Source organism: Halorubrum sp. C191, assembly GCF_002727095.1.
GTDB lineage: Archaea > Halobacteriota > Halobacteria > Halobacteriales > Haloferacaceae > Halorubrum > Halorubrum ezzemoulense.
In genome coordinates, this window is sequence record NZ_NHNZ01000025.1 from 1 (window position 1) to 20669 (window position 20669).

The 20669-nt window shown below is 70.2% G+C and carries 24 protein-coding genes and 2 pseudogenes; 11 read left to right on the forward strand and 15 right to left on the reverse strand.

Annotated elements, in window-relative coordinates; translation table 11 throughout:
• Together Z052_RS01265 and Z052_RS01270 are read right to left on the reverse strand one after the other, a co-directional pair.
• A pseudogene (locus tag Z052_RS01265) lies at nucleotides 1-544 on the reverse strand (UbiA family prenyltransferase); the annotation flags it as partial.
• A gap of 3 nt (nucleotides 545-547) precedes the next feature.
• Nucleotides 548-1066, reverse strand: a complete 519-nt coding sequence (locus tag Z052_RS01270; RefSeq protein ID WP_094520677.1) for a peroxiredoxin — start codon at nucleotides 1064-1066, stop codon at nucleotides 548-550.
• Nucleotides 1067-1167: 101 nt separating this feature from the next.
• On the opposite strand from Z052_RS01270, the gene Z052_RS01275 reads away from it, so the two are divergent.
• From Z052_RS01275 to Z052_RS01285, 3 genes are all read left to right on the forward strand, one after another.
• Nucleotides 1168-1917 carry a DUF547 domain-containing protein gene (locus tag Z052_RS01275; RefSeq protein WP_086216462.1) on the forward strand — a complete coding sequence of 250 codons (750 nt, stop codon included), beginning with the start codon at nucleotides 1168-1170 and terminating at the stop codon, nucleotides 1915-1917.
• A 70-nt stretch (nucleotides 1918-1987) separates the two neighbouring features.
• Nucleotides 1988-2437: a universal stress protein gene (locus Z052_RS01280; RefSeq protein WP_049930984.1), complete on the forward strand. Its 450-nt coding sequence runs from the start codon at nucleotides 1988-1990 to the stop codon at nucleotides 2435-2437.
• On the forward strand, nucleotides 2437-3246 hold the full coding sequence (locus Z052_RS01285; RefSeq protein ID WP_049930986.1) for a DUF63 family protein: 810 nt from the start codon (nucleotides 2437-2439) through the stop codon (nucleotides 3244-3246). Before Z052_RS01280 ends, Z052_RS01285 begins: the two co-directional genes overlap by 1 nt.
• 24 nt (nucleotides 3247-3270) lie before the next feature.
• Here Z052_RS01285 and Z052_RS01290 read toward each other — a convergent pair whose 3' ends face one another.
• From Z052_RS01290 to Z052_RS01315, 6 genes are all read right to left on the reverse strand, one after another.
• Nucleotides 3271-3753 (reverse strand): DUF456 domain-containing protein, encoded by a 483-nt coding sequence (locus Z052_RS01290; protein WP_049930989.1) that lies wholly within the window; start codon nucleotides 3751-3753, stop codon nucleotides 3271-3273.
• Nucleotides 3754-3813: 60 nt separating this feature from the next.
• Nucleotides 3814-4524, reverse strand: a complete 711-nt coding sequence (locus Z052_RS01295) for a trans-aconitate 2-methyltransferase (protein WP_094520676.1) — start codon at nucleotides 4522-4524, stop codon at nucleotides 3814-3816.
• 367 nt (nucleotides 4525-4891) lie between these two features.
• Nucleotides 4892-5473, reverse strand: a complete 582-nt coding sequence (locus Z052_RS01300) for a DUF2150 family protein (protein ID WP_049930992.1) — start codon at nucleotides 5471-5473, stop codon at nucleotides 4892-4894.
• An 85-nt stretch (nucleotides 5474-5558) separates the two neighbouring features.
• The gene (locus Z052_RS01305; protein ID WP_049930995.1) at nucleotides 5559-6416 is read right to left on the reverse strand and encodes a TatD family hydrolase; all 858 of its coding nucleotides are present in this window, start codon (nucleotides 6414-6416) and stop codon (nucleotides 5559-5561) included.
• A gap of 92 nt (nucleotides 6417-6508) precedes the next feature.
• On the reverse strand, nucleotides 6509-7537 hold the full coding sequence (locus Z052_RS01310) for a VOC family protein (RefSeq protein WP_086216459.1): 1029 nt from the start codon (nucleotides 7535-7537) through the stop codon (nucleotides 6509-6511).
• 88 nt (nucleotides 7538-7625) lie between these two features.
• The gene (locus Z052_RS01315) at nucleotides 7626-8486 is read right to left on the reverse strand and encodes a hypothetical protein (RefSeq protein ID WP_086216458.1); all 861 of its coding nucleotides are present in this window, start codon (nucleotides 8484-8486) and stop codon (nucleotides 7626-7628) included.
• A 131-nt stretch (nucleotides 8487-8617) separates the two neighbouring features.
• Here Z052_RS01315 and Z052_RS01320 point away from each other — a divergent pair, with 131 nt between their 5' ends.
• Complete coding sequence (locus Z052_RS01320) at nucleotides 8618-8983, forward strand: cupin domain-containing protein (RefSeq protein WP_049930998.1); 366 nt, start codon at nucleotides 8618-8620, stop codon at nucleotides 8981-8983.
• Between the two features lies 1 nt (nucleotide 8984).
• On the opposite strand, the gene Z052_RS01325 is transcribed toward Z052_RS01320, so the two are convergent.
• From Z052_RS01325 to Z052_RS01340, 4 genes are all read right to left on the reverse strand, one after another.
• Nucleotides 8985-9359 (reverse strand): hypothetical protein, encoded by a 375-nt coding sequence (locus Z052_RS01325; protein WP_394338376.1) that lies wholly within the window; start codon nucleotides 9357-9359, stop codon nucleotides 8985-8987.
• Nucleotides 9356-11809: a penicillin acylase family protein gene (locus tag Z052_RS01330; RefSeq protein ID WP_094520675.1), complete on the reverse strand. Its 2454-nt coding sequence runs from the start codon at nucleotides 11807-11809 to the stop codon at nucleotides 9356-9358. Before Z052_RS01330 ends, Z052_RS01325 begins: the two co-directional genes overlap by 4 nt.
• 155 nt (nucleotides 11810-11964) lie before the next feature.
• Complete coding sequence (locus tag Z052_RS01335; RefSeq protein ID WP_049931005.1) at nucleotides 11965-12990, reverse strand: cell division protein FtsA; 1026 nt, start codon at nucleotides 12988-12990, stop codon at nucleotides 11965-11967.
• A 51-nt stretch (nucleotides 12991-13041) separates the two neighbouring features.
• The gene (locus Z052_RS01340; protein ID WP_094494666.1) at nucleotides 13042-13932 is read right to left on the reverse strand and encodes a permease; all 891 of its coding nucleotides are present in this window, start codon (nucleotides 13930-13932) and stop codon (nucleotides 13042-13044) included.
• An 87-nt stretch (nucleotides 13933-14019) separates the two neighbouring features.
• On the opposite strand from Z052_RS01340, the gene Z052_RS01345 reads away from it, so the two are divergent.
• The 4 genes from Z052_RS01345 to Z052_RS01360 all read left to right on the forward strand — a co-directional run bounded on the left by Z052_RS01345 (nucleotide 14020) and on the right by Z052_RS01360 (nucleotide 16614).
• On the forward strand, nucleotides 14020-14196 hold the full coding sequence (locus Z052_RS01345) for a zf-TFIIB domain-containing protein (protein WP_080508566.1): 177 nt from the start codon (nucleotides 14020-14022) through the stop codon (nucleotides 14194-14196).
• A gap of 3 nt (nucleotides 14197-14199) precedes the next feature.
• Entirely contained in the window at nucleotides 14200-14961 is a 762-nt protein-coding gene (locus tag Z052_RS01350; protein ID WP_094520674.1) for a Rho termination factor N-terminal domain-containing protein, read from the forward strand.
• Between the two features lie 2 nt (nucleotides 14962-14963).
• Nucleotides 14964-15320, forward strand: a complete 357-nt coding sequence (locus Z052_RS01355) for a hypothetical protein (RefSeq protein WP_094520673.1) — start codon at nucleotides 14964-14966, stop codon at nucleotides 15318-15320.
• Nucleotides 15321-15441: 121 nt separating this feature from the next.
• A complete protein-coding gene (locus Z052_RS01360) occupies nucleotides 15442-16614 on the forward strand; it encodes a tubulin/FtsZ family protein (RefSeq protein ID WP_080508569.1) in 1173 nt (390 codons plus the stop codon).
• A 210-nt stretch (nucleotides 16615-16824) separates the two neighbouring features.
• On the opposite strand, the gene Z052_RS01365 is transcribed toward Z052_RS01360, so the two are convergent.
• Nucleotides 16825-17808: a hypothetical protein gene (locus Z052_RS01365; RefSeq protein ID WP_094520672.1), complete on the reverse strand. Its 984-nt coding sequence runs from the start codon at nucleotides 17806-17808 to the stop codon at nucleotides 16825-16827.
• Between the two features lie 115 nt (nucleotides 17809-17923).
• On the opposite strand from Z052_RS01365, the gene Z052_RS01370 reads away from it, so the two are divergent.
• Nucleotides 17924-18664 (forward strand): molybdopterin-binding protein, encoded by a 741-nt coding sequence (locus tag Z052_RS01370; protein ID WP_094520671.1) that lies wholly within the window; start codon nucleotides 17924-17926, stop codon nucleotides 18662-18664.
• Between the two features lie 82 nt (nucleotides 18665-18746).
• Here Z052_RS01370 and Z052_RS20820 read toward each other — a convergent pair.
• Together Z052_RS20820 and Z052_RS01380 are read right to left on the reverse strand one after the other, a co-directional pair.
• A pseudogene (locus tag Z052_RS20820) lies at nucleotides 18747-18866 on the reverse strand (short chain dehydrogenase); the annotation flags it as partial.
• 173 nt (nucleotides 18867-19039) lie between these two features.
• Nucleotides 19040-19363, reverse strand: a complete 324-nt coding sequence (locus tag Z052_RS01380) for a HalOD1 output domain-containing protein (protein ID WP_086219264.1) — start codon at nucleotides 19361-19363, stop codon at nucleotides 19040-19042.
• 240 nt (nucleotides 19364-19603) lie between these two features.
• On the opposite strand from Z052_RS01380, the gene Z052_RS01385 reads away from it, so the two are divergent.
• Nucleotides 19604-20056 (forward strand): zinc ribbon domain-containing protein, encoded by a 453-nt coding sequence (locus tag Z052_RS01385; RefSeq protein ID WP_094520670.1) that lies wholly within the window; start codon nucleotides 19604-19606, stop codon nucleotides 20054-20056.
• Between the two features lie 2 nt (nucleotides 20057-20058).
• Nucleotides 20059-20667, forward strand: coding sequence for a TetR/AcrR family transcriptional regulator (locus tag Z052_RS01390; protein ID WP_086219266.1), 609 nt, complete (start codon nucleotides 20059-20061; stop codon nucleotides 20665-20667).
• Nucleotides 20668-20669 lie beyond the last annotated feature (2 nt).

The following is a 20669-nucleotide window of genomic DNA, read 5'->3' on the forward strand; positions in this document are numbered from 1 at the left end:
CGGCGACGACCGCGAACCCGTACAGCGGGAGCGCGACGCCGCCGAGGAGCGCGTTCGCCGGCGCGCCCAGCCCGTTCCACGCGAGCCGGAGCGGACCGACGGAGTACTGCCAGCCGACGACGAGGATTCCCGCGAGGAGGGCGGCCGCTGTCGGCGGCAGGAGCGCCGCCTCAGCGAGCCCGGTCGCCTCGCTCGCGACCCCGAGGCCGGTCAGGGTCACGCCGAGCCCGCCGGCGGCGACCGCACCGCGCAGCGCGATCCTCCGCGGGAGGTCGGTCTCGACCAGCGCGCCGCTCCCGCCCGAAAACGGGGTGCGGTTGGTGAGCGCGTCCGTTTCGACGTCGGCGTATTCGTTAGCGTAGTGGACGCTCGCGGCGACCGGTATCAGCGCCGCGAGCCCGAGTCCGAGCCGCGCTGCGCCCCCCGTCTCGCCGTACCCCCGGCCGTACGCCATCGCGACGCCGAGCGCGTACACTAAGCCGATCAGCGCGACCTGCGACGGCCGCGAGAGCCGCCAGAGGGCGGCCGGGACGCGCCGGTCCATCGGTCAGTCGTCGCCCAGCCCGCGGACCTCGGCCAGCAGGTCGTCGATCTCGGGGCGGTCGGCGGGCATCCGACCCTCGTACGCGTACGAGACGACCGGTTCGCCGCCGCGAGCGTCGAGAATCATCGCCACCGGCATCCGCCCGACGAGGTCGTGGAGCGAGCCGAGGACCCCGAACCGCACGGGCTGGTCGTACGCGTCGCTCACGTCGGTCTCGGGGTCGGCGAGCAGCGGGAACGGGAGGTCGTACGAGTCCTGCCACGACCGCGCTCGGCCCACCGGCTCGGGGAGCACGGAGACGACCGTCGCGTTCAGTGCCTCGAACTCGTCGTACCGGTCGGCGATCGCTCGGACCTGCTTCCGGCAGTTCCCGCAGTGGTAGTCGCGCTGGAACAGGAGGACGATCGCGTCGGTGTCGGGGTCCGCGGCCGCGGCCGACAGTGAAAATCGGTCGGGACCCGCTCCCGCGTTCGGCAACTCGAAGTCGGGAACCGCCTCGGCGGACGTCCGAGTGTCGCTCATGGCGCTCGCTACGCGCTCCCGCCGCATAAACGGGGAGTCGGTGTGGCGCGCCGCGCGCGGAACCGGGACAAATATAGGTCAATGACACTCGTTCACGTAGTATGACCGAACGGAGCGGGACCGCCGGCTCGCCCGTCGAAGCTGCGAGCGGCGCGGCCGCGGAGCCCGCTCCGGTCGACGCCGCGCGGGAGTTCCTCCGGGCCGTCCGAACGGACGGCGACGTCGACGCGGCCCGACGACGGCTCGACGCGCTGCCGCCGGCCGCGCTGGACGCCCTCGACGCCGCGGAGCAGCTGGCGTTCTGGATCAACGTCTACAACGCCGCCACCGGGGACGCCCTCCTCGACGACCCGACGCGGCTGTCGAACCGGCGCCGCTTCTTCGCCGCGTCCGTCGTCTCCGTCGCCGGCGCCGACCTGAGCCTCGACGAGATCGAACACGGAATCTTACGCCGCTCGAAGTGGAAGTACGGGCTGGGATACCTGCCGGACCCGTTCCCCTCGGCGTTCGTCCGCCGGCACCGCGTCGCCGATCCCGACCCGCGGATCCACTTCGCGGTCAACTGCGGCGCCACCGCCTGTCCGGCCGTCTTCGCCTACGACCCGGCGACCGTCGACGAGGCGCTCGACCACGCCGCCGAGACGTACCTGCGAGGCGAGACGGTCGTCGCGGACGGCACCGCCCGCGTCCCGCGGCTCATGCTGTGGTACCGCGGGGACTTCGGCGGGAGGAGCGGGATCCGAGAGCGGCTCCGGCGGTACGGGGTGATCGACGCGGACGCGACGCCCGAGATCCGCTACCGCGAGTACGACTGGACGCCGTCGCTGGAGCCGTTCCGCGGCGGGGAGTGACTCTCGCTCGCTCGCGGCCGCCGAGGCCGTTGGGGCGGGCTTTTTGACCTCCCCCGCCGACGACCCGGGTATGACCGATCTCGACATCGACCTCGTCCTCGTGCCCGTCGACGGCAGCGAGGAGTCTCACGAGGCAGTCGATTACGCCATCGCACTCGCGGCGGAGTACGACGCGAGCGTCCACGCGCTGTACGTCCTCGACGAGGAGGTCGTCCGCGCCATCGACCACGGCGTGGTCGACGAGAGCGAGGTGGCCGACGACTCCGAGGCGTTCACCGACTCCGTCGCCCGTCGCGCGGAGACGGCCGGGGTCCCCCACAGCAACTCGATCGCCTACGGCTTCTCCACGTCGGTGAAGACCGTCCACCCGGGAAGCGTCGTCCTCGACACCGCGGAGGAGTTGGAGTCGGACTTCATCGTGGTCCCGCGCGAGCCGGTCTCCGGTGACCCCGGCGAGGTGCTGGGGAAGGCGGCAGAATATGTCCTCCTGTACGCGAGCCAGCCCGTGCTGTCCGTCTGATGGTCGGCGGCCTCCTCCCGGCCGGCACGACCCTGCCGCCCCTCCCGCACCTCCTCGCCGTCCTGCTCGCGACCGGCGGGGTCGTCGCCGCGCTTCGCCGCCGCCGCCCCGCCGTCACCGGTCGCCGGGTGCTCGCGCTCGCGCCGTGGATGGCGCTCGGCTCCGCCGCGCACGTCCTCTACGTCGTCGACGCGCTCCCGCCCCTGATCGCGCCGCTTGCGGGCTCGCCGACCGTCTACCTCACCGTCGGGTCGCTGGCGGGCGCGGCGTGGCTCGCCGCCGACGCTGCCCGTCCCGAACGGGTCGGGGGCACGCTCGCGACCACCGGCGTCGCCCTCCTCGTCCCCGTCGTCGCGGCCGCGGTCGGGGCCGGACTCTCCCCCGTCGGCGCGCGCTGGTCGGCCGTCGCGCTCGGGCTCACCGTTCCGATCGCCGGGGGCGCTTGGCTCGGGTTGACCCGCTTCCGGCCGGAGGTCGCGGTCACCGGCGGCGTCGGCGCGCTCGCCGTGTTCGGGCACGCGCTCGACGGCGTCTCGACCGCGGTCGGGACGACGCAGCTCGGCTTCGGCGAGCGCACGCCGGTGTCGCGGATCCTCTTAGAGATCGGCGGACTGCCCTCGCTTCCGGTGATCGGCGACGGGTGGCTGTTCCTCCTCGTGAAGCTCGCGGTCGCGAGCGCCGTGGTCTGGCTGTTCGCCGCATACGTCCGGGAGACTCCGGGAGAGGGCTACCTCCTCCTCGGGTTCGTCGCCGCGATGGGGCTCGGCCCCGCGGCGCACAACCTGCTGTTGTTCTCCGTCGCCGCCTGACCGGGGGCTGCGGGTCGTAACGCCTCACCATACGGCGAGCGCGAACACGACCGCGACGCTCGCCAGCATGACGGCTTGGACGAACGCGCTGGCGAGGACGCCGACGGCCGCGTACGCCGCCTGCCGGGCGGCCGCCTCGGGGTCGTCACCGTTCCCGTAGAGGGCGACGACGAAGACGGTCCCGGCCAGCCCGACGACGAGTCCGATCGGTCCCAGCGGGATCAGCAACGCGATGCCGACCAGCGTCCCGGCAACGACGGTCCGGGTCGACGCGCCGCCGAGCCGCCCGGAGACCATGCCGGACAGCAGGTCGACGGCGGAGGCGAGCAGCGAGACGGCGACGAGCGCGACCAGGACGGCGAGCCCCGGCTCGGCGAAGCCGGTGGTGTACGCGTAAGCGAGGACGGTCAGCGCCGCGAGGACGCCGCTGGGCACGAACGGAGCGAAGGCGCTGGCCGTCCAGACGACGAGCAGCGCGATCGCAAGTCCGGCCGCGGGAGAGACCATACGAGGCAGACGCGTCGCGCGTTCAAAAACGCGTCTACCGTCGCACCGTCTCGGGTCCCGTCACTTCGGGACGTACACGAGGGGTTCGTACCGGTGGGCGGCGTACGGCTCGGCGTCGTCGGCCAGCGAGAACACACTCTGCGGCCACGTCCCCAACACCTCGTGGATGCGTTCGTACGAAAGCAAGTTCTCGCCCGCGAGAACGAGTCCGAACCGATCGGTGAAGCGCTCGGGGTCCCACACGGCGTCCTCGCCGAGGTGTTCGTGCGGCGCTTCCGCGATCCGGTTGTAATGGGCCCGCGCGAGCCGGTTGTGGTAGTTGAAGACGAGACACCCACCGGGTTCCACCGCGCCGTAGAGGCGTTCTATCGCCCGTGCGATGTCCGCCACGTAACACAGCGTGAACAGACAGGAGACCACGTCGAACCGGCGGTCAGGGTCGAACTCCGGAAGGACCGCCCGCTCGAAGGCGACCTCGCGGTCGGCTTCGCGTGCGCGTTCGCGGTTCGCCGCGAGGACCGCCTCGGCGGCGTCGTACCCGACGACGGTCGTGTCCGGGTAGCGCTCCGCGACCTCGAACGCGAGGTCGCCGGGCCCGCATCCGACATCGGCGTACGCGTCCGGGCCGTCGCGGAAATTGGCGTCCAGAAACTCGACGAACGGCTCCGCGACGAGGTCCGCGCTCGGCCCCGTGTCCTCGCGCACCGCCTCATCGGCTCCGTCCCAGTACTCGCCCCAGTCGATAGTCCCCGCGTATTGGGTCTCGGTCATCGTTTCGTGGAAGTGATATTTTTGGCGTTCCCTGACCTTTCGGTCGGTTGTTTCGGCCTCAGTCCGAGAATAGAAAAGGAATCGACGAGCAAAAAAACTTACCAAAAATATTTACTTTACTGTTTGCTTACTATTTCGAGACGGAGAGAATTATATTTTGGGGTCCCGTAGCCGCGTTCCGTCGGACTCGTCCGTAGAACCCGTCGAAACCACTGTCCGACCACGCGTCGACGCCCGTTCGAACGAGGGCGACCCTCTCCGAACAGTTACAGCCCGTTCGGGCAGTGTTCTGGCCCGATCCGCGTGGCCCGCAGAAGTGTGCGTAAACCCGTTCTGACGCCGTCGATTCCGGTCCGGTTCGACGCCGTCAGTCCTCTTCCTCGACGACTTCCGGGTCCTCGATGGCCGACTGGAGGGAGTCGAGCCCGTTGACCCACTCGGAGACGAGGCCGTACTCCAAGTCCTCGACGAGTTCGATGTCGAGCGTCTCGCCGTCGATGACGCGCGTCCCGGCCTGAACGACGTAGCCGAGCGCGGCGTCGAGGTCGTCGCCCTCCTCGGCCTCGGCGGCCGCGCGGACGAACTCGCTCACGTCGCCGTCGACGACGCCGCCGACGAGATACTCCTCGGCCGCGTAGAAGACGGGGACGAGCGAGGTCTGGACGCCGTCGATCAGCATCACCTTGTCCTCGTCGTCGAACTCGACGTCAGCGAGGACGATGTCGCGGATGTCGCGGACCTCCTCGACGGCGCGGTCCTCGTCGATGCGGTCCTCGTCGAACGCGGCCAGCACCTTCACCACGGCGATCGCGGCGTCGTCCTGAAGGTTCAGGAGGAGCCGCGCGGAGTCCTCGTTCTCGGGGTCGATCTCCTCTTCGGCCAGCCTGTCGAGCCAGTTCTGCCAGCGTTCGTCGGTATAGAACGTTTCAACGGCGTCGTCGTCGGTCATGTCCCGTACGTCGCCCGGCCAACTCAAATGCCTTTCCTATCGATCGCCGCCCGAGAGACCGTCTCACTCGCGTGAATCCTCGGATTCAGGACTCGCGTTCCAGCGTCGCTTCGGTGTCGATCCCGTACACGGCCCGGGGAGTCTCGACGTGCGCCCGGCGGACCGCCTCGTCGTGTCCCGCCTCCAGCAGCCAGCGCACCCGGCGCGGGACGGTCTTCGGCCCGAGGACCATGCCCGGACGGTCCGGGTCGTCGACGAAGTCGGTCTCCATCAGGAACGGCTCGCCCGCCTCGGCCGCGCGCTCCAGGCGATCCTTGTCGCTCATCACGCTCGGCGTGACGCCGGCGAGTTCGCCCGCGGCGTAGTGTTTGACGACGCGCGACGGGTCCAGCCCCGACTCCTCGGCGACTGCGGCGAGGTCGGTCAGGTCCTCCGTGGCCTCGGTGTGGAGCTGGACCGCGCAGTCGACCTCCGCGCCGAGTTCGAACGCCCGCCGCGTGACCGCGTTCGACGCCTCCCAGACCGCGTCGCTCACGTCGTAGTGTGGGCGGCCGGACTTCAACGCGAGCGCGTCGCCCTCCGCGACGTACTCGCTCGCGACCTCCAGCCCGCCCCGCATGAGGTCGCGGGCCGCCTCGGGGGAGAAGTCGCGCTCGTCGACGAGCCGGCTGATCAGCCCGGGGTGGACGCCGAGGACGGGCCACGCGCGCCCTGGTAAGACCTCCGTCGCGGCCGCGACCGTCTCCAGCGTCTCCTCGAAGACGGCCCGGAAGTCGTCCGGCTCGTCCGGCTCGACGCCCAGCAGCCACGAGGGCTTGTTCACCACGAGCAGGTGGGTGCCGCCGAGCCGGACGAACTCCTCGACGGCCTCGATCCCGCGGCCGTGTCGGGGGTCGAGGTGGAGGTGGTCGTCCAACACCGGCGTGCCGAGGTCCTCGCTCATGGGCGACCGTTCGGCCGCGCGCGATTAGAAGGATCGGTCCGCGGCGATCGGGGGCACGGGGGCCGAGAGGGCGACGGACTCGCCGCGCCCGCTCAGTCAGCGCGGTTCGCCGCGAACTTCCCGTCGGGCCGGGGGACGGTCACGGCGGGGAGCTCGGCCTCGATGGCCTCGCGCCGCCCCTCGAACTCCCCGGGCAACACCAGCCGCTCGCCGAGCGCGTCGAGCGGCTCGTCGCTCGCGTAGCCGGGGTCGGCGGTGGCGAGCTCGAAGAGGACGCCCGCGAACTCCCGGAAGTAGACCGAGCGGAACCAGTGGCGGTCGATCTGCTGAGTTGGGCGCAGCCCCATCGACGCGACCGCGTCGCGCATCCCGGACTGGTCGGCGTCGGTCGGTGTCTGGAACGCGACGTGGTGGACCGTGCCGCGGCCGGAGCTCCCCTGTCGGTCCGTCTCGACGACGTCGACGTACTTCCCGACCGGGCCGCCAGCCGCGAAGCGAGTCCGCTCGTTCCCGGCCGCGTCGTCCGCCTCCGTCTCGGCCGCCGTCAGCCCCATCGTCCGGAGGAGCCGTTCGGTCCGCTCGGCGTCGCCGAGCCACAGCGTCACGGAGTGGAACCCGCGGATCGCGGCCGACTCGGGGACGAACGCGGTCCACGCCGTCGTCGGATCGTCGTCGGGAACCTCGACCGCGACCAGCTCGACGGGGAGCCCGTCGGGGTCGCGGAAGGGGAGGACCGCCTCGCCGAACCGCTCCTCGCGGGCGTCGTAGTCGACGCCGCGCTCGTCGAACCGGTCCTCCCAGTAGTCGAGGCTCCCCTCGGGCACCCGGAACGCGGTGCGCGAGACCTGACCGGCGCCGACCTCGCCCTCCGGGAGCTCCGTCCACGGGAAGAAGGTCATGCTGGTGCCGGGCGTCCCCTCCGCGTCGCCGTAGAAGAAGTGGTACGTCCCGGGGTCGTCCTGATTGATCGAGCGCTTCACGAGCCGGAGGCCGAGCGTCTCGGCCCAGAAGTCGAGGTTCCGCTGCGGGTCGCCGGCCACGCAGGTCACGTGGTGGATTCCGGGCGTCGGCGCGGGGCCGTCGCCGGTTTCGCCGTCTGTCGAGTCGGGTCCGTCGGTCATGTTACCCCGTAGGTCCCGGACCGACTTGAATCGGCGCGGACACGGATGTTACCGGGTCCCGGCGGCGGTGAGCCGGCGGGGCGACCGGTCACCGAGCCAGCGCCATCGCCCGCTCGATCCGCTCTCTGAGCGCCTCGAGCCGGTCGCCCACGGCGCCGACCGCCGCCAACACCGGATACGTGACGTCGAGGTCCTGGTAGCAGTACCCCGGGAGGTCGAGGTCGCCGTCGAGCGCGAGCCGGCGCGTGTGCTCGGCGAGCACGCGCTGGCGGCGCGCGGCGATCCGGTCGCAGTCGTCGCGGAGCGCCGCGGTCCGGGTCCGGCAGGCGTCGAGCGCGCCGAACCCGGCCGCCGCGTCGTCCCCCTCGTCGCCGAGTTCATCGTCGATCGCCGCGATCTCGGACCGGATCGGGTCGAGGCGGGACGCCGCGCGATCGATCGACTCCAGCTCCGACTCCACGGCGTCGAGGAACGCCTCGCGCTCCTGGACCGCGGTCTCGGCGGCGCTCAGCACCGACCGCTTGTACTCCTCGCGGAAGCAGTCCGTCCGGGTGAGCGCGTACGCCAGCTCGGGGCCGAACTCCTCGGCGACGCTCCGCTCGTAGGTGTCGTCGTACTCCTCGGCGTAGTGCGGGACCGACATCACCGTGGCGCGATACGCGTCCCTGACCGTAACGAGCCGAGAGCCGGGGGCCGCAGCCGCGTCGCCGCGACCGCCCGCCCCGTCGCCGACCGCACTGCGCATCGCGTCGGCGACGCCGGCGAACCCGCCGGGCGCGGAGGCGTCCGCGGGACCGGTGCCCCCGCTCTCGCCCGGAATCGACGACACGCGGCTCCGGAACGCCCGGAACGCCTCGCGCTCGTCGACGACCCGGCGCCGCTCGACGCGGAGCGCGGCCCGCGCCGCCCGGATCGGATCGCTCCCCTCGTCCGCGTGAATCGCTGCCATGTGTCGCGGCACGGCGACACCTCCCGTAAACGCTTATATGAGACGTATCCGCCACACCGGACGGCTCCGGAGGGGTATATAGCTCTCGGGCCGGGGACAGCGACTTTCCCGCTCCGCCGCCGATCGGCGGCATGGAGAAGGTGGCCCTCGCCGAGGCGTTCGGCTCGTTCGAGGAGACGTGGTCCCCGCGGCTCGCGGGCGAACTCAACGGACAGGCGGTCAAGCTCGCGAAGGCGGACGGCGAGTTCGTCTGGCACAGCCACGCGGACGCCGACGAGCTGTTCTTCGTTCACTCCGGGCGGCTCCGGATCGAGTTCCGCGAGGCGGACAATGTCGTGCTGGAGGAAGGCGAGCTCACGGTCGTCCCGCGCGGGACGGACCACCGCCCCGTCGCCGAGCCGGAGGCCGAGATCCTGCTGTTCGAACCCACCGAGACGCGCAACACGGGCGACGTCGAGACCGACGAGACCGTGACCGACGTGGAGCGGCTGGACTGAGTCACGAGACGACGGCGCGCGCGAGCGACCCGAACAGGAGGAGCGCCAGTCCCGCGCCGACCGTGAGGTAGACGACCGGACGCATCCCCGGCACCGCGGCGGCCGCGGAACCGAGACCGACCGCGAACGCCGCGAGCGCGACGATACCCGCACCGAGCGCGTACGCGACGCCCCGCCGGACCGTCGGCGCGACGAGCGACGCGAGCGCGCCGGCGGCGATCAGCCCGAGCCAGTGGACCGTCGCGAGCGCGACGCCGACTCCCAGCGCGGCGACGAGCGCGACCGCGTGAGAGCGCGGCTCCGTCCGGACGCGTCCGAGGAGGGGCAAGGAGTCGTCGGGGGCCGGCGCGTCGTTCGGGGACGGCGCGTCGCTCACTGCGACCCCTCCGTCGGGGGGTCGAACCGAACCGCCGGTTCGCCGCCCGCGCCGAGCGGCATCGGACGCTGGTCGTTACCCAGCCAGCGCCGGAGCTGGTCGTCGTAGTGTTCCGAGAAGTAGTCCCCGGAGTTCCCGCCCGGGAGGACCGCGGTCGCGTCGGTCCCCGGGCGCACCACCATCCGCCAGCTCGACCCGACCGCGGACTCGACGCGGTAGTTCTTCACCGTCGCGGGCGAACCGTCAGCGGACAGTTCGTCGTAGTTCAGGAACGCCGCCTCGCCGCCGAGGGGGTGGGTCATCGCCCGCGTGGTGTTGTAGTCGCCGTACGTCTCCCAACCCTCCTCGCCGATCTCGTCGAGCGCGTCGCGGAGGGCCGCGGCCGCGAGGTCGCCGCGCGAGCCCCCCTCGAACAGTGGATCGTCGTCGGGGAGCCGCGCGAGCGTCCAGTCGCTCGGGTAGTAGGACTCGCCGAGGCCGCCGTCGGAGAAGGCGGGCTCGAAGACGCGCTCGCGGAACTTCGGCAGGTACCGGGCGAACAGCAGCGCGGCCCGGGAGTCCCGTCGCATTCGGTAGTTCCACTCGTCGAGGGCGTCCGCGGCGTCGACGAGCGGCGGATCGGGGTCGTCGCGGTCGCGGACCGCGGCGACCAGTTCGGGGACGAGTTCCGGGCCGCGCCCGTCGCGCACGTCGTTCTGGAGGGCGCGGTGGAAGTCGGGGTCGGTCGACCCCTCCCCCCCGTCGATCGTCCCCTCGAGACGGTCGGCGATCCGGGCGCCGCGGTACGGGGTCGCGTAGTCGACGCCGACGTAGTGGATCGGGTCGTCGATCGGGCGCTGGTTGGCGGTCGACAGCGCGTCGGGGTCGATCGCGTGCGGCTTCTCCGCGAAGGGGACGAACCCCTCCCACGACGACTCACCGAACGGCTCGAACCCCGCCCACTCCCCCTCGCCGGCGGAGCCGTCGAACACCCGGTCGCCGTCGACGACCTCGCCGTCGGTGCGGCGGATCGGGAGTTTCCCGGTCGCGAAGTAGAGCGTGCGGCCGTCGGCGTCGGCGTACACGAGGTTCTGCGTGGGGAGATCGAAGTTGCGCGTCGCGTCGAGCAGGTCGTCGATCCCCTCGCTGCGTCCGTACGCCTCGATGGCGACGGTGGTGCGCGTCGCGGTGTGGCCGGTCCACGCGACGCCGACCGTCTGATCCTCGCGTTCGATCAGGGGGCCGTGGACGGTTCGGCGCACCCGGACCTCCCAGTCCTCGCCCCCGGCGACCGGGATCGTCTCGCGCTCGTCGACTTCGAAGGGGCGCCACTCCCCGTCGTACTCGTAGCGGTCGCCCGCCTCGTCGATATCGTACCGGTAGCAGTCCAGCACGTCGGCGCCGAGGTTGGTGAACGACCACGTGCCGCGGTCGTTCGCGCCCGCGATGACGAACGGGACGCCCGAGAACGTCGCGCCCCGCACCGACCGCTCGGGGGTGTCGACCGACTGCTCGTACCACAGCGGGGGCGCCTGAAGCGAGAGGTGCGGGTCGTACGCGACGATCGGGCTCCCGCTCGCGGCGTGCTCTCCGGAGACGACCCAGCTGTTCGAGCCGACCCCCGTCGGCGACTCGAAGCCGGAGAGCCAGTCGGTCAGTTCGGGGTCGACGGGGTCGGCGCCGCCCCCAACGTTCGAGGTCGCCTCTAGGTTCGGCGCGCGCTCGCCCGCCCCGCGAAGGCTCTCGGCGCCCCTCCCCTCGGAGAGCCGCGTCTCGGTCCCGTCGAGGATCGGGTCGTCGTGGTCGTACCGCGTCGGAAACAGCGTCTCGGCGCGCTCGGATCCGAGGCGGTCGGCGACGAGCGCGCGCCGTAGTTCGGCGAAGCTCCCCGTGAGCGTCCACGAGATCTGCTTTTCCATCAGCATCGAGTCGACGGGGGTCCACGGCTCGGGCTCGTAGCCGATCAGCTCGAACTCCAGCGGGAGCGGTAGGTCCTCAATCGCGGCGTTGACGCCGTCTGCGAACGCCTCGACGAGGGGCCCGGCGCGCGTCTTGGCGACCGCGTCCCACGTGGCCGCGGCGGCGTCGGCGAACCCCATCGCGACGTTGAACTCGTCGCTGTCGAGCGTCGCCTCCCCGATCACCTCCGAGAGCCGGCCGCGCATCACCCGCCGCTGGAGATCCATCGCGAACAGCCGGTCGAACGCCTGACAGTAGCCGACCGCGAAGTACGCCGCGGGCTCCTCGTCCGCCTCGATCTGCGGGACGCCGAACTCGTCGCGGGCGACCGTCGCCGCCCCGTGCGGGCTCTCGACGGTCTCCGGGAGGGACCGGTCGGCGGCGTCCCACGCCTCGCCCGACAGCGGGGCGAACGAGTCGAGGAGGTCGGCCGCGTCGCTCGCCGCCAGTCCGGCGCTGCCGGCCGCGAGGACGCTCGCGAGGACCGCGCGGCGCGTGGTGTCGCGTGTCACCTCACGACCGACGACCCGATTCCTCATTATAATTTGGATCGGATCGGGGAGGTTCACGTATCCGAGCGTGAGCAGTGGACGACGGCGAAGCCGTCAGTACGCGCGGACTCCAGTCTGCGCGCTCTCGGACACGCGAAAAAAAAGCCGCGGCGGCGCTACTCCTCGGCGGCGGGCTCTTCGACCTCCTGTTCTTCGGCTTCCTCTTCCTCTTCGGAGCGGGCGGCCACGAGGGCCCCGCTGGCGACGCTGTACATCGGCTCGTCCGGCGAGTGGACGCCGCTGATGGAGAACGGGATGTTCGCGTCTTCGAGGTGGTCGGCGAACAGATCTTCGAAGCCGTTGGGGCTCGAGGTCCCGCCCGTGACGACGACCGGAACGTCGAGGCCCTCCTCGATGTCCTCCTCGTCGACCTCGCTGGTGATGTTCTCTATCACGTAGTCGAGCAGGTTCTCGTAGTAGATGGCGAGCGCCCCCTCGACGCCCCCCACGTCTGTCCGGAAGTCCAGCTCGAAGTCGTCCTCTTTAATCGAGGTCACCTTGTCGACCGGCGTCCCGGTCGCCTGCGCGGTCTGCTCGTCCACCCAGTCGCCGCCGCGGGCGATAGAGAACTTCATGACCGGAACCGCGTAGTACGCCAGACAGACGTTGGTCATCCCCGCGCCGAAGCTGATCCCCAGCCCGGTGAAGTTGTTGTCGGCCAGCTCGGAGTAGATGACCGCCATGCCCTCGTTGATCGGCTCCGGGTCGTACCCCATGTCGCCGAGCATCGACTCCAGCGTTTTCTCGTGATACAGCGTCGAGAGGTCCGAGTCGATGGGGTCGGCCGGACTGGAGTAGTAGAGCCGCTCGTTGTGCCGCGACGGCTCGCCGACGACCTGCTCCGTGATGAGCTTGATCATCGGGATCGCCGAGGACTCGTCGCTCGAGAGGATCCCGTGTTGCATCGGGCGACGGGTCTCTTGGTTGAAGATGTTCGCGAAGTTGAGCGCGTCGTCCCCGACGACGTACACCTGATCGTCTTTTCGGATGTGGAGGACTTCGCTCCGGGAGAGCATCTGCTCGGCCATGTCGCTGTACTCGATCTCGACGAACGAGTTCCGCTGTTGCACGAAGACGGTTTCTGCGCCTTCCTGACGCGCGGAGAGAATATTCATCGTGCCAACGTCAAGTCCCTTGGCCATACGCTAACCTCAAAGCGAATCCACATAAGTTTTCGTAGGAAGACAGGATGCTTAGAACAGCCCGCGGATCCGGTCGATGAGCCCCTCGCCGGCCGCCTCGGCCTCCTCCTCCTCGCGCTGCTGTTCGCGGAGCTCCCGGAGCGCGGCCGCCTGGTCGTCGGTCCCCTCGCCGCTCGCGGTCTCGACCTCCCCGCCCTGGAGGCCCTGTAGCTGTGAGACCGCGTCGGAGACGTTGCCGTCGCTGGTCCGGGTCTCGATCCCGGAGTCCGGCAGATTCTCGCTGTCGATGTCGTCGATGGCGCTCGTGTCGAGGTTCAGCCGTCGCGTCTCCGTGCGGCTGACGCCGCCCCAGGAGAGCTCCGCGTCGTCGAGCGCGCTGTCGATGTCGGACCGTACCTGCTCGTCGCTGACGGTCTCCGTCTCCTCCGCGTCCGCCTCGGTCGCCTCGGCCTCGCCCGTCTCGTCGACCGCGCGCTCGACCCGGTGGGCGACGAGGGCCGCGCCGGTCGCGGCGACCACGAGCGCGATACCGACGCTGTAGAGGGCGATGACCTGCGCGCTGTAGTCCGGCGGCACGGTCACGTTCCAGTCCTGCGGGTAGGCCCACACGAAGAGGCCGACCGCGACGAGGTCGATCACCGAGCCCGCGGCGGCGACGTACAGCATCCGCTTGTCGACCGGCAGCAGGACAACGATTCCGAGCAGCAGCGCCGGGAATCCGACCGCGCTGGCGACGCCGGCGACCTCGCGGATCGCGTACGAGGACGACGAGGCCGCCGGCAACGTCGCGCTGTAGAGGAACACCACGACGCTGACGGCACCCGCGACCAGTCCGACGAAGAAGAGGCCGAACCCGGCGTACACGTCGACGGTCCGGTCGGGGTCGCCGATGTATCGTCGGTAGTACCGGAGGAGTTGGTTCGAGTCGGTCGCCTCGCTCATACGGGAGCGTTCCGCCCCGACTGTAATCATTGTTCCCCCCGACCCTAGTCCTTAACAACTCCGCGACTGAGGTTCAACTGATCAACAGTGGAGCCGGACTGTCCACGGTGTGGCGACAGCCTGACCGCGTTCACGCTGGCGGGCGTCGAGGCGCTCGCGTGCGAGGCGTGCGGCTACGTCGGCGTCGAGGCCGATCACTCCGGCGATCGGACGGTCGTCGAGAGCTGGGACGACGCGCTCCGGCGGTTCCACGAGGAGTCCTGACCCATGCCATCGATCGACATCACCGACGACCAACGCGACCGCATCGCCGCGCTGCGCGAAGAGCTCACCGACGCGCACGCCGACAGATACACCTCGGTCACACTGCGCGACACCGTGGCCTACCTCCTCGACCTCGCCGACGCCGTCGACGACCCCGACCGCCGGGCGGCGGTCGATACCAACCGATCGGAGGCCGACGACGACGACGGCGGGTTTCCGCGGGAGCGGCTCGAAGCGCGGCTTCGCGAGCGTAATCGCCGCCACAGCGACGCAAACCCGGACGACCCGATGGACCTGTACAGCATCGCTGCGGAGTACGACGTCTCGGGCCGCAGCAGCATGACCAAGGGAGAGCTCGTGACGGCGATCCTCGACGTCGCCGAACGGCGCTACACGGCCCCGTTCGCGCCGGTCGACGTCGAGTTACCCGACGCCGACCACGACGGTGGCTCCGGAGCAGACACCGACTCCGCCGAGGGCGGTTCCGAAGCGGACCACGACGACGACGACGGTAGTCCCGAAGCGGACCACGACAACGCCGAGGACGGCGGCGACGAGAGCGATACCGCCGCCGAGTCCGACGCCGACGACCAAGCCGGAGACGACGGTCAGCTCAACGCGATGTTGAGCCTGCTCGAAACGCACAGCGACAAGTGGGACTCGGCCGACGGCGACGCCCGCTACGAGGTCGAACTGCCGGACGGGAGGGTCGAGACCGCGCGCACCAAAGACGACGTTCGCGCGGCCCTGTTTAAACACTACTAACGATGGGACTGCTCGACACACTCAGATCGTGGCTCGGCCTCGGCGGCGACGGCGACGCCGACCGAGACGGGGACCCACACGCGAACGCCGAGGTCGATACCCCGGCCGCCGACGAGACCGACGGCTCGGCCGCCGACGAAACTGACACCGAGGCCGCAGCGGAGCCGAAACTCGATCCGAGCGGCGTGACCGAAACCCGGGTCGAATCGACGGACAGCGCCGTCGACGCACTCAAGCAGGCTCGTAACGAAGGCGGCGACGACGACACCGGGACGACTCCTGCCGACGGTCCGAGCGCCGGTGCCGATCCGTCGACCGAACGGCGCGACTCCGACGCGTCCGCGGACGACGACTCGTGACGCCACTCCCGCCTGTGAACACCGCGGCTTCCTGTACCGGGGAAGCAGTCGTTCACGCTACGCTGAGGCGGCTTCTAACCTTTATCAGTCCGACCCGCGTAGATACATGTGGTGTGTTCACGTGAAACTCGCATTGATCGGGGTCGGACAGGCAGGTGGGAAGGTAGTCGACGAGTTCCTGGCCTACGACGCACAGACGGGCGCAGACATCGTTCGGGGAGCGATCGCCGTCAACACGGCGAAGGCGGACCTCAACGGGATTGACCGCCTTCCGGAGGACCGCCGGATCCTGATCGGGCAATCGCGGGTCAAGGGCCACGGGGTGGGCGCGGACAACGAGCTGGGCGCGGAAGTGGCCGAGGAGGACATCGACGAGATCCAGGGGGCGCTCGACTCGGTGCCGGTCCACGAGATCGACGCGTTCCTCGTCGTTGCGGGGCTGGGCGGCGGGACGGGATCGGGTGGCGCACCCGTGATCGCGAAGAACCTCAAACGGATCTACACCGAACCCGTCTACGGGCTCGGCATTCTCCCCGGCAGCGACGAGGGCGGGATCTACACGCTGAACGCCGCCCGCTCGCTCAAGACGTTCGTCGACGAGGTGGACAACCTCATGCTGTTCGACAACGACGCGTGGCGCAGTTCGGGCGAGTCCGTCGGAGAAGGGTTCGACGCGATCAACAGGGAGTTGGTCCAGCGGTTCGGCGTGCTCTTCAGCGCCGGCGAAATCACCGAGGGGAGCGACGTCGCCGAGAGCGTGGTCGACTCCTCCGAGATCATCAACACGCTCAAGGGCGGCGGCATCTCGTCGCTGGGGTACGCCGACGTCGAGGTCGACGAACCGAAGCGGTCGGGGTTGCTCTCGCGGTTCGGCAACGATTCGAACGAGGGGATCGACAGCACGGAGGCCACCAATCGGATCACGAGCCTCGTCCGGAAGGCGACGCTCGGTCGGCTCACTCTGCCGTGTGAGGTGAGCGGGACGGAGCGGGCGCTGCTCGTCGTCGCCGGGCCGCCGGAGTATCTCAACCGGAAGGGCATCGAGCACGGTCGCAAGTGGCTCGAGGAACAGACCGGGTCGATGGAGGTCCGCGGCGGCGACTACCCGCGACGCGGCGAGGGAACCGTCGCGGGGCTCGTCCTGCTCGGCGGCGTGACGAACGTCCCGCGAGTGAAGGAGCTTCAGCAGGTCGCGGTCGAGGCGCAACAGAATCTGGGCGAGATCACCGACGAGAGCGAGGACCGCTTCACCGAGCTGATGGATAGCGACGGGGAGCTGGAGTCGCTGTTCTGACCGTCATCGCCTACTCGGAGCCGTCCTCCGAGGCGCCTCGGGCGGGGCCCGCTCCGGCACCCGGCCCGAGAGCGTGAGACGCACGCGCGGCGGCGATCACGCGGACGCGGTCGGCGAAGTGCTCGATCCGTTCCACCGACCCGGGGCTCTCGCATGCGAGCGGCCCCGAAGCGGAGTCGCTCGACGCTCGGTGCCGGGGGAGCGACCTCGTCACCGATCCTCGGTCGACGGCCGCCCGTCGACGAGGATGTCGAACGACTCCTCGATGTCGCCGAGCACGAGCAGCGCGTAGTACCGGAGGTACGTCACGACGGGGACCTGTGAGAGCGTCCCAACGACGAGCAACGCGACGCCGAACAGCACCGCGAGCGGGACGAGGAGGGCGAGTCCGAGCGGCGACGTCACCGAGACGGTCGCGTGTACGATCGCGACCGCGACGAGGAGGGGGACGAGGAGCGCGAACGCGACGAGCGCGACCGCGATCGAGACGACGACCCCGGTGGCGACCGTCAACAGGAACGCGACCGCGACGTACGCCAGGTACTGTTTCCACGCCGCCCTGACCGACGGCCAGAGGCGACGCCACGCCGCGACGACGCCCGAGTCCGACTGAATCATGAGCGGCACGACGAACGCGGTCGTGAACCCCGAGACCAACGCGTACCCGGCGCTGATGAGAGCCAGCACCGGGAGCCCGACGAGGAACGCCGTGGCGGAGCGCGCGGGGTCGCGCCCGGTCAGGACGGGAACGGCGAGCAGTGCGACCCAGCCGCCGAACAGCGCGAGCACCGGGAGTCCGATCGCGACTCGGAACCCGAACAGGCGGATCCCCTGCCGCCAGCGTCGGCGCCAGTGGCGTCGGAGCGACACCTCGCCGGTGCGGAGCGACTCGATCAGCACGAACTCCATGACCGCTCCGACCAGGCTGAACAGCCCGAGGAGCAGGAGGCCGACGGCGACGACCGCGGCTGCGAGCGTCAGCAGCTCGACCGGGAGCCCGGAGGGAATTTCGCCGGGAGAAACCTCTCCCGTCGGAGCCGACGTGCTGAACTGTGTCGTCGGGAAACTCACGCCACCGCCGACGAAGAACACGACGACCGCGAGCTTCAGCCAGCGGCGCACGGTGACGGGCGTCAGAAGCGCTCGAGTGACACCGAGCGCTTCCTCGACGTTTTCGACTGCGTGGAGGGCCATGCGTCGAGGTACACGGATCGCGTAGTTAGCCCTTCTGGTGGCTTCCGTCGGGACTTACCGCGGCGCCTTCAGGTGCGGGAAACCTACATCCGTCGCCCGACCGTACGAGATGCTGATGGAGGTCGCGCTGATCACGGTGGGTGACGAACTGCTCTCGGGCGACACGGTGAACACGAACGCCAACTGGCTCGCCGCCGAACTGAGCGAGCGCGGCGTCGCCGTGGCACGGATCCTCTCGATCCCCGACGACAGGGGAGAGATCGCCGACCGAGTCCGGGAGTACGCCGCGGACTTCGACGCCGTAATCGTCACCGGCGGCATCGGCAGCACCCCCGACGACGTGACGGTGGAGGCGGTCGCGGACGCGTTCGACCGCGAAATGGCCGTCACCGACCTCACGCGCGAGTCCGTCGAGCGCCGGCTGGCGGCGATCCGCGAGCGGGTCCCCGACCGCGAGTTCTACGTCGACGTCGAGGCCGAAGCGGCGGTCCCCGAGGGGAGCCGCCCGCTGGTGACCGACGCGGGGCTCGCGCCCGGCTGCGTGGTCGAGAACGTCTACGTCCTGCCCGGCATCCCGGACGAGCTGAAGGCGACCTTCGAGACGGTCGCCGACGAGTTCGCCGGGGACCGCCGCTCCCGGTTCCTGTACACCGTCGAACCGGAGTCGAACATCGTGCCCGCGCTGCGGGAGGCGATGGACCGGTTCGATGTCGCCGTCGGCTGTTACCCCGACCGCGAGGCGGACCACAACCGGCTGAAGGTGACCGCCACCGACGACGACGCGCTCTCGGCGGCCGCGGCGTGGCTGCTGTCGAACGTCGACGCGAGCGAGACGCCGGTGTCTCGCGACTGGTGACGCGGGCGACGCGGGCAACGCGGGCGAGACGACTCAGTCCGCGGGCTGTCCGCCGTCGACGGAGTCGGTCAGGCCTCTCGGTCGCCACGATGTCCGCCACCATGACGCTCGCCGCCTCCTCGGCGAAGCGCAGCGCCGAGGCGCGGCCGATGCCCGAGCCCGCACCGGTGACCGGCGCCGTCTTTCCGCCGACTCCGCTCACGATTCGATGTCTCGGTCCCGCCGGCGCCTCAAATCCCTTCAGGAACAGGGACCGACAGCGTCGAGCGGTAACGGCCGACCATCGCCTCCGGTCGCCCGTCCGGACCGGTGGGTGACCAGCGAAAAGAGCGTATTGGCACGAGCGACTCGGTGCCACGGCTGCTCCGCGACGTCTCAGCCGTCCGCGGCGGGCGTCTCGTCGGCGGGGCTGGCCGAGATCCGTCCGCTGCTGTGGACCGAGACGACACACTCCGAGAGAACGAACTTGACCACCCCGGTCGAGGGCGTCGCCTCCCCGTCACCCTCGCCGAACAGTCGGCTGAGGGCCGCCGCGTGCGCGCGGTCGTACCGGGACGCGACCGTCGAGCGGGCCGTCCCGGTGGCGTTCGAGACGGCCTCGGTGACGGCCTCGTAGAGGGCCGACTCGTCCCAGTGAGCGAGCTGGCGGTCGTGCCACAGTTTCGTCGATTCGTCGGCGGATCGGGGGTTGCGGGTCATTGGTCGAACGCGGGCGTCAGTTCGCCCGTAACTTCTACTGAACGTTCGGTAAGTATCAACCTTTCGTCCGCGTTTGGCGTCGAAGGGGCCGACTCCCCGTCGGTGTTCGGAAGTCGCCTCTAGCGCTGTATGACGGGGATTCTGGCAGGTAGACGACTTTGAGACCGCGGAAAGCGCTCTCGGCACACACCCAGAGACGCGGACGAAGCACTTTTACCTACCGAACGTTCAGTATTTAGTATGGCACGCGTTTCGCTCCGAAAGAATCCGCTGCTCGCCGCCCTGTTGGGGACGTTGGCCACCGGGCTCGGCCACCTGTACCTCCGGCGTTGGGTCCGCGCCCTCGGGTGGCTCTCGGCCAGCTTCGCCGCGACGGTCCTGTTCGTCCCCGAATCGACACTGTCCGCCGTGAGTTCGGGGACGCTCGTGGACCCGTTCTCGCTGCTCCCGCTCGTCCTCGTCACCGGTATCAGCGTCCTCGACGCGTACCTCGTCGCGAACGCCGAGCGTCGGTCCGACGACGCTCGGGCGAGCGATGCGGCGGGAGCGACGGAGGCGGACGAATCGCCGACCTGTCCCGCCTGCGGGAAGCCTGTCGACCCGGACATCGGGTTCTGTCACTGGTGTACGACCGAGTTCGAAGCCCTCGACGACGCCGGCACCGGACGGGTCGACGAGCGGGGAGACGAGTGACGATGGCCGCCGACGCACCCGAGCGGGACTGGAGCGCCGCCGAAGCGGAGATCATGGAGGCGACCTACCGAGCGCTGCTCGAACACGGCTACGCCGGGCTGTCGATCTCGCGGATCGCCGCCGAACTCGGCAAGTCCAAGGCCGCCATCTACTACCACTACGACGCCAAAGACGAGCTCCTGGCAACGTTTCTCGAGTTTGCCGTCGACAGGTTCGAAGCGACCGTCGCGACCGAGACCGGCGACGAGCCGACGGCCGACCTCGAACACGTCATTGAGAAGCTCCTGCCGCTCCAACCGGACGAGGAGCAGCGCCAGCTCCAGGCCGTCTTGGTCGAGCTCCGGTCGCAGGCCGTGACGAACGAGGTGTTCCGCGAGCAGTTCACGCGGATCGACGACCGGTTAGCGGCCGCCATCCGGGACATCGTCGAGCGCGGCATCGACGAGGGGACGTTCCGCGACGTCGACCCGTCGCGGGTCGCGGAGCACGTCTTGGCGACTGTCAACGGCGCGATGTACGCCCGCGCGACGACCGACCGCGAGAGCGCCGCGGCGGCGACCCGGGTCTCGCTCGCCTCGTACATCGACTCCGAACTCCGGCGTCACCGGTGAGC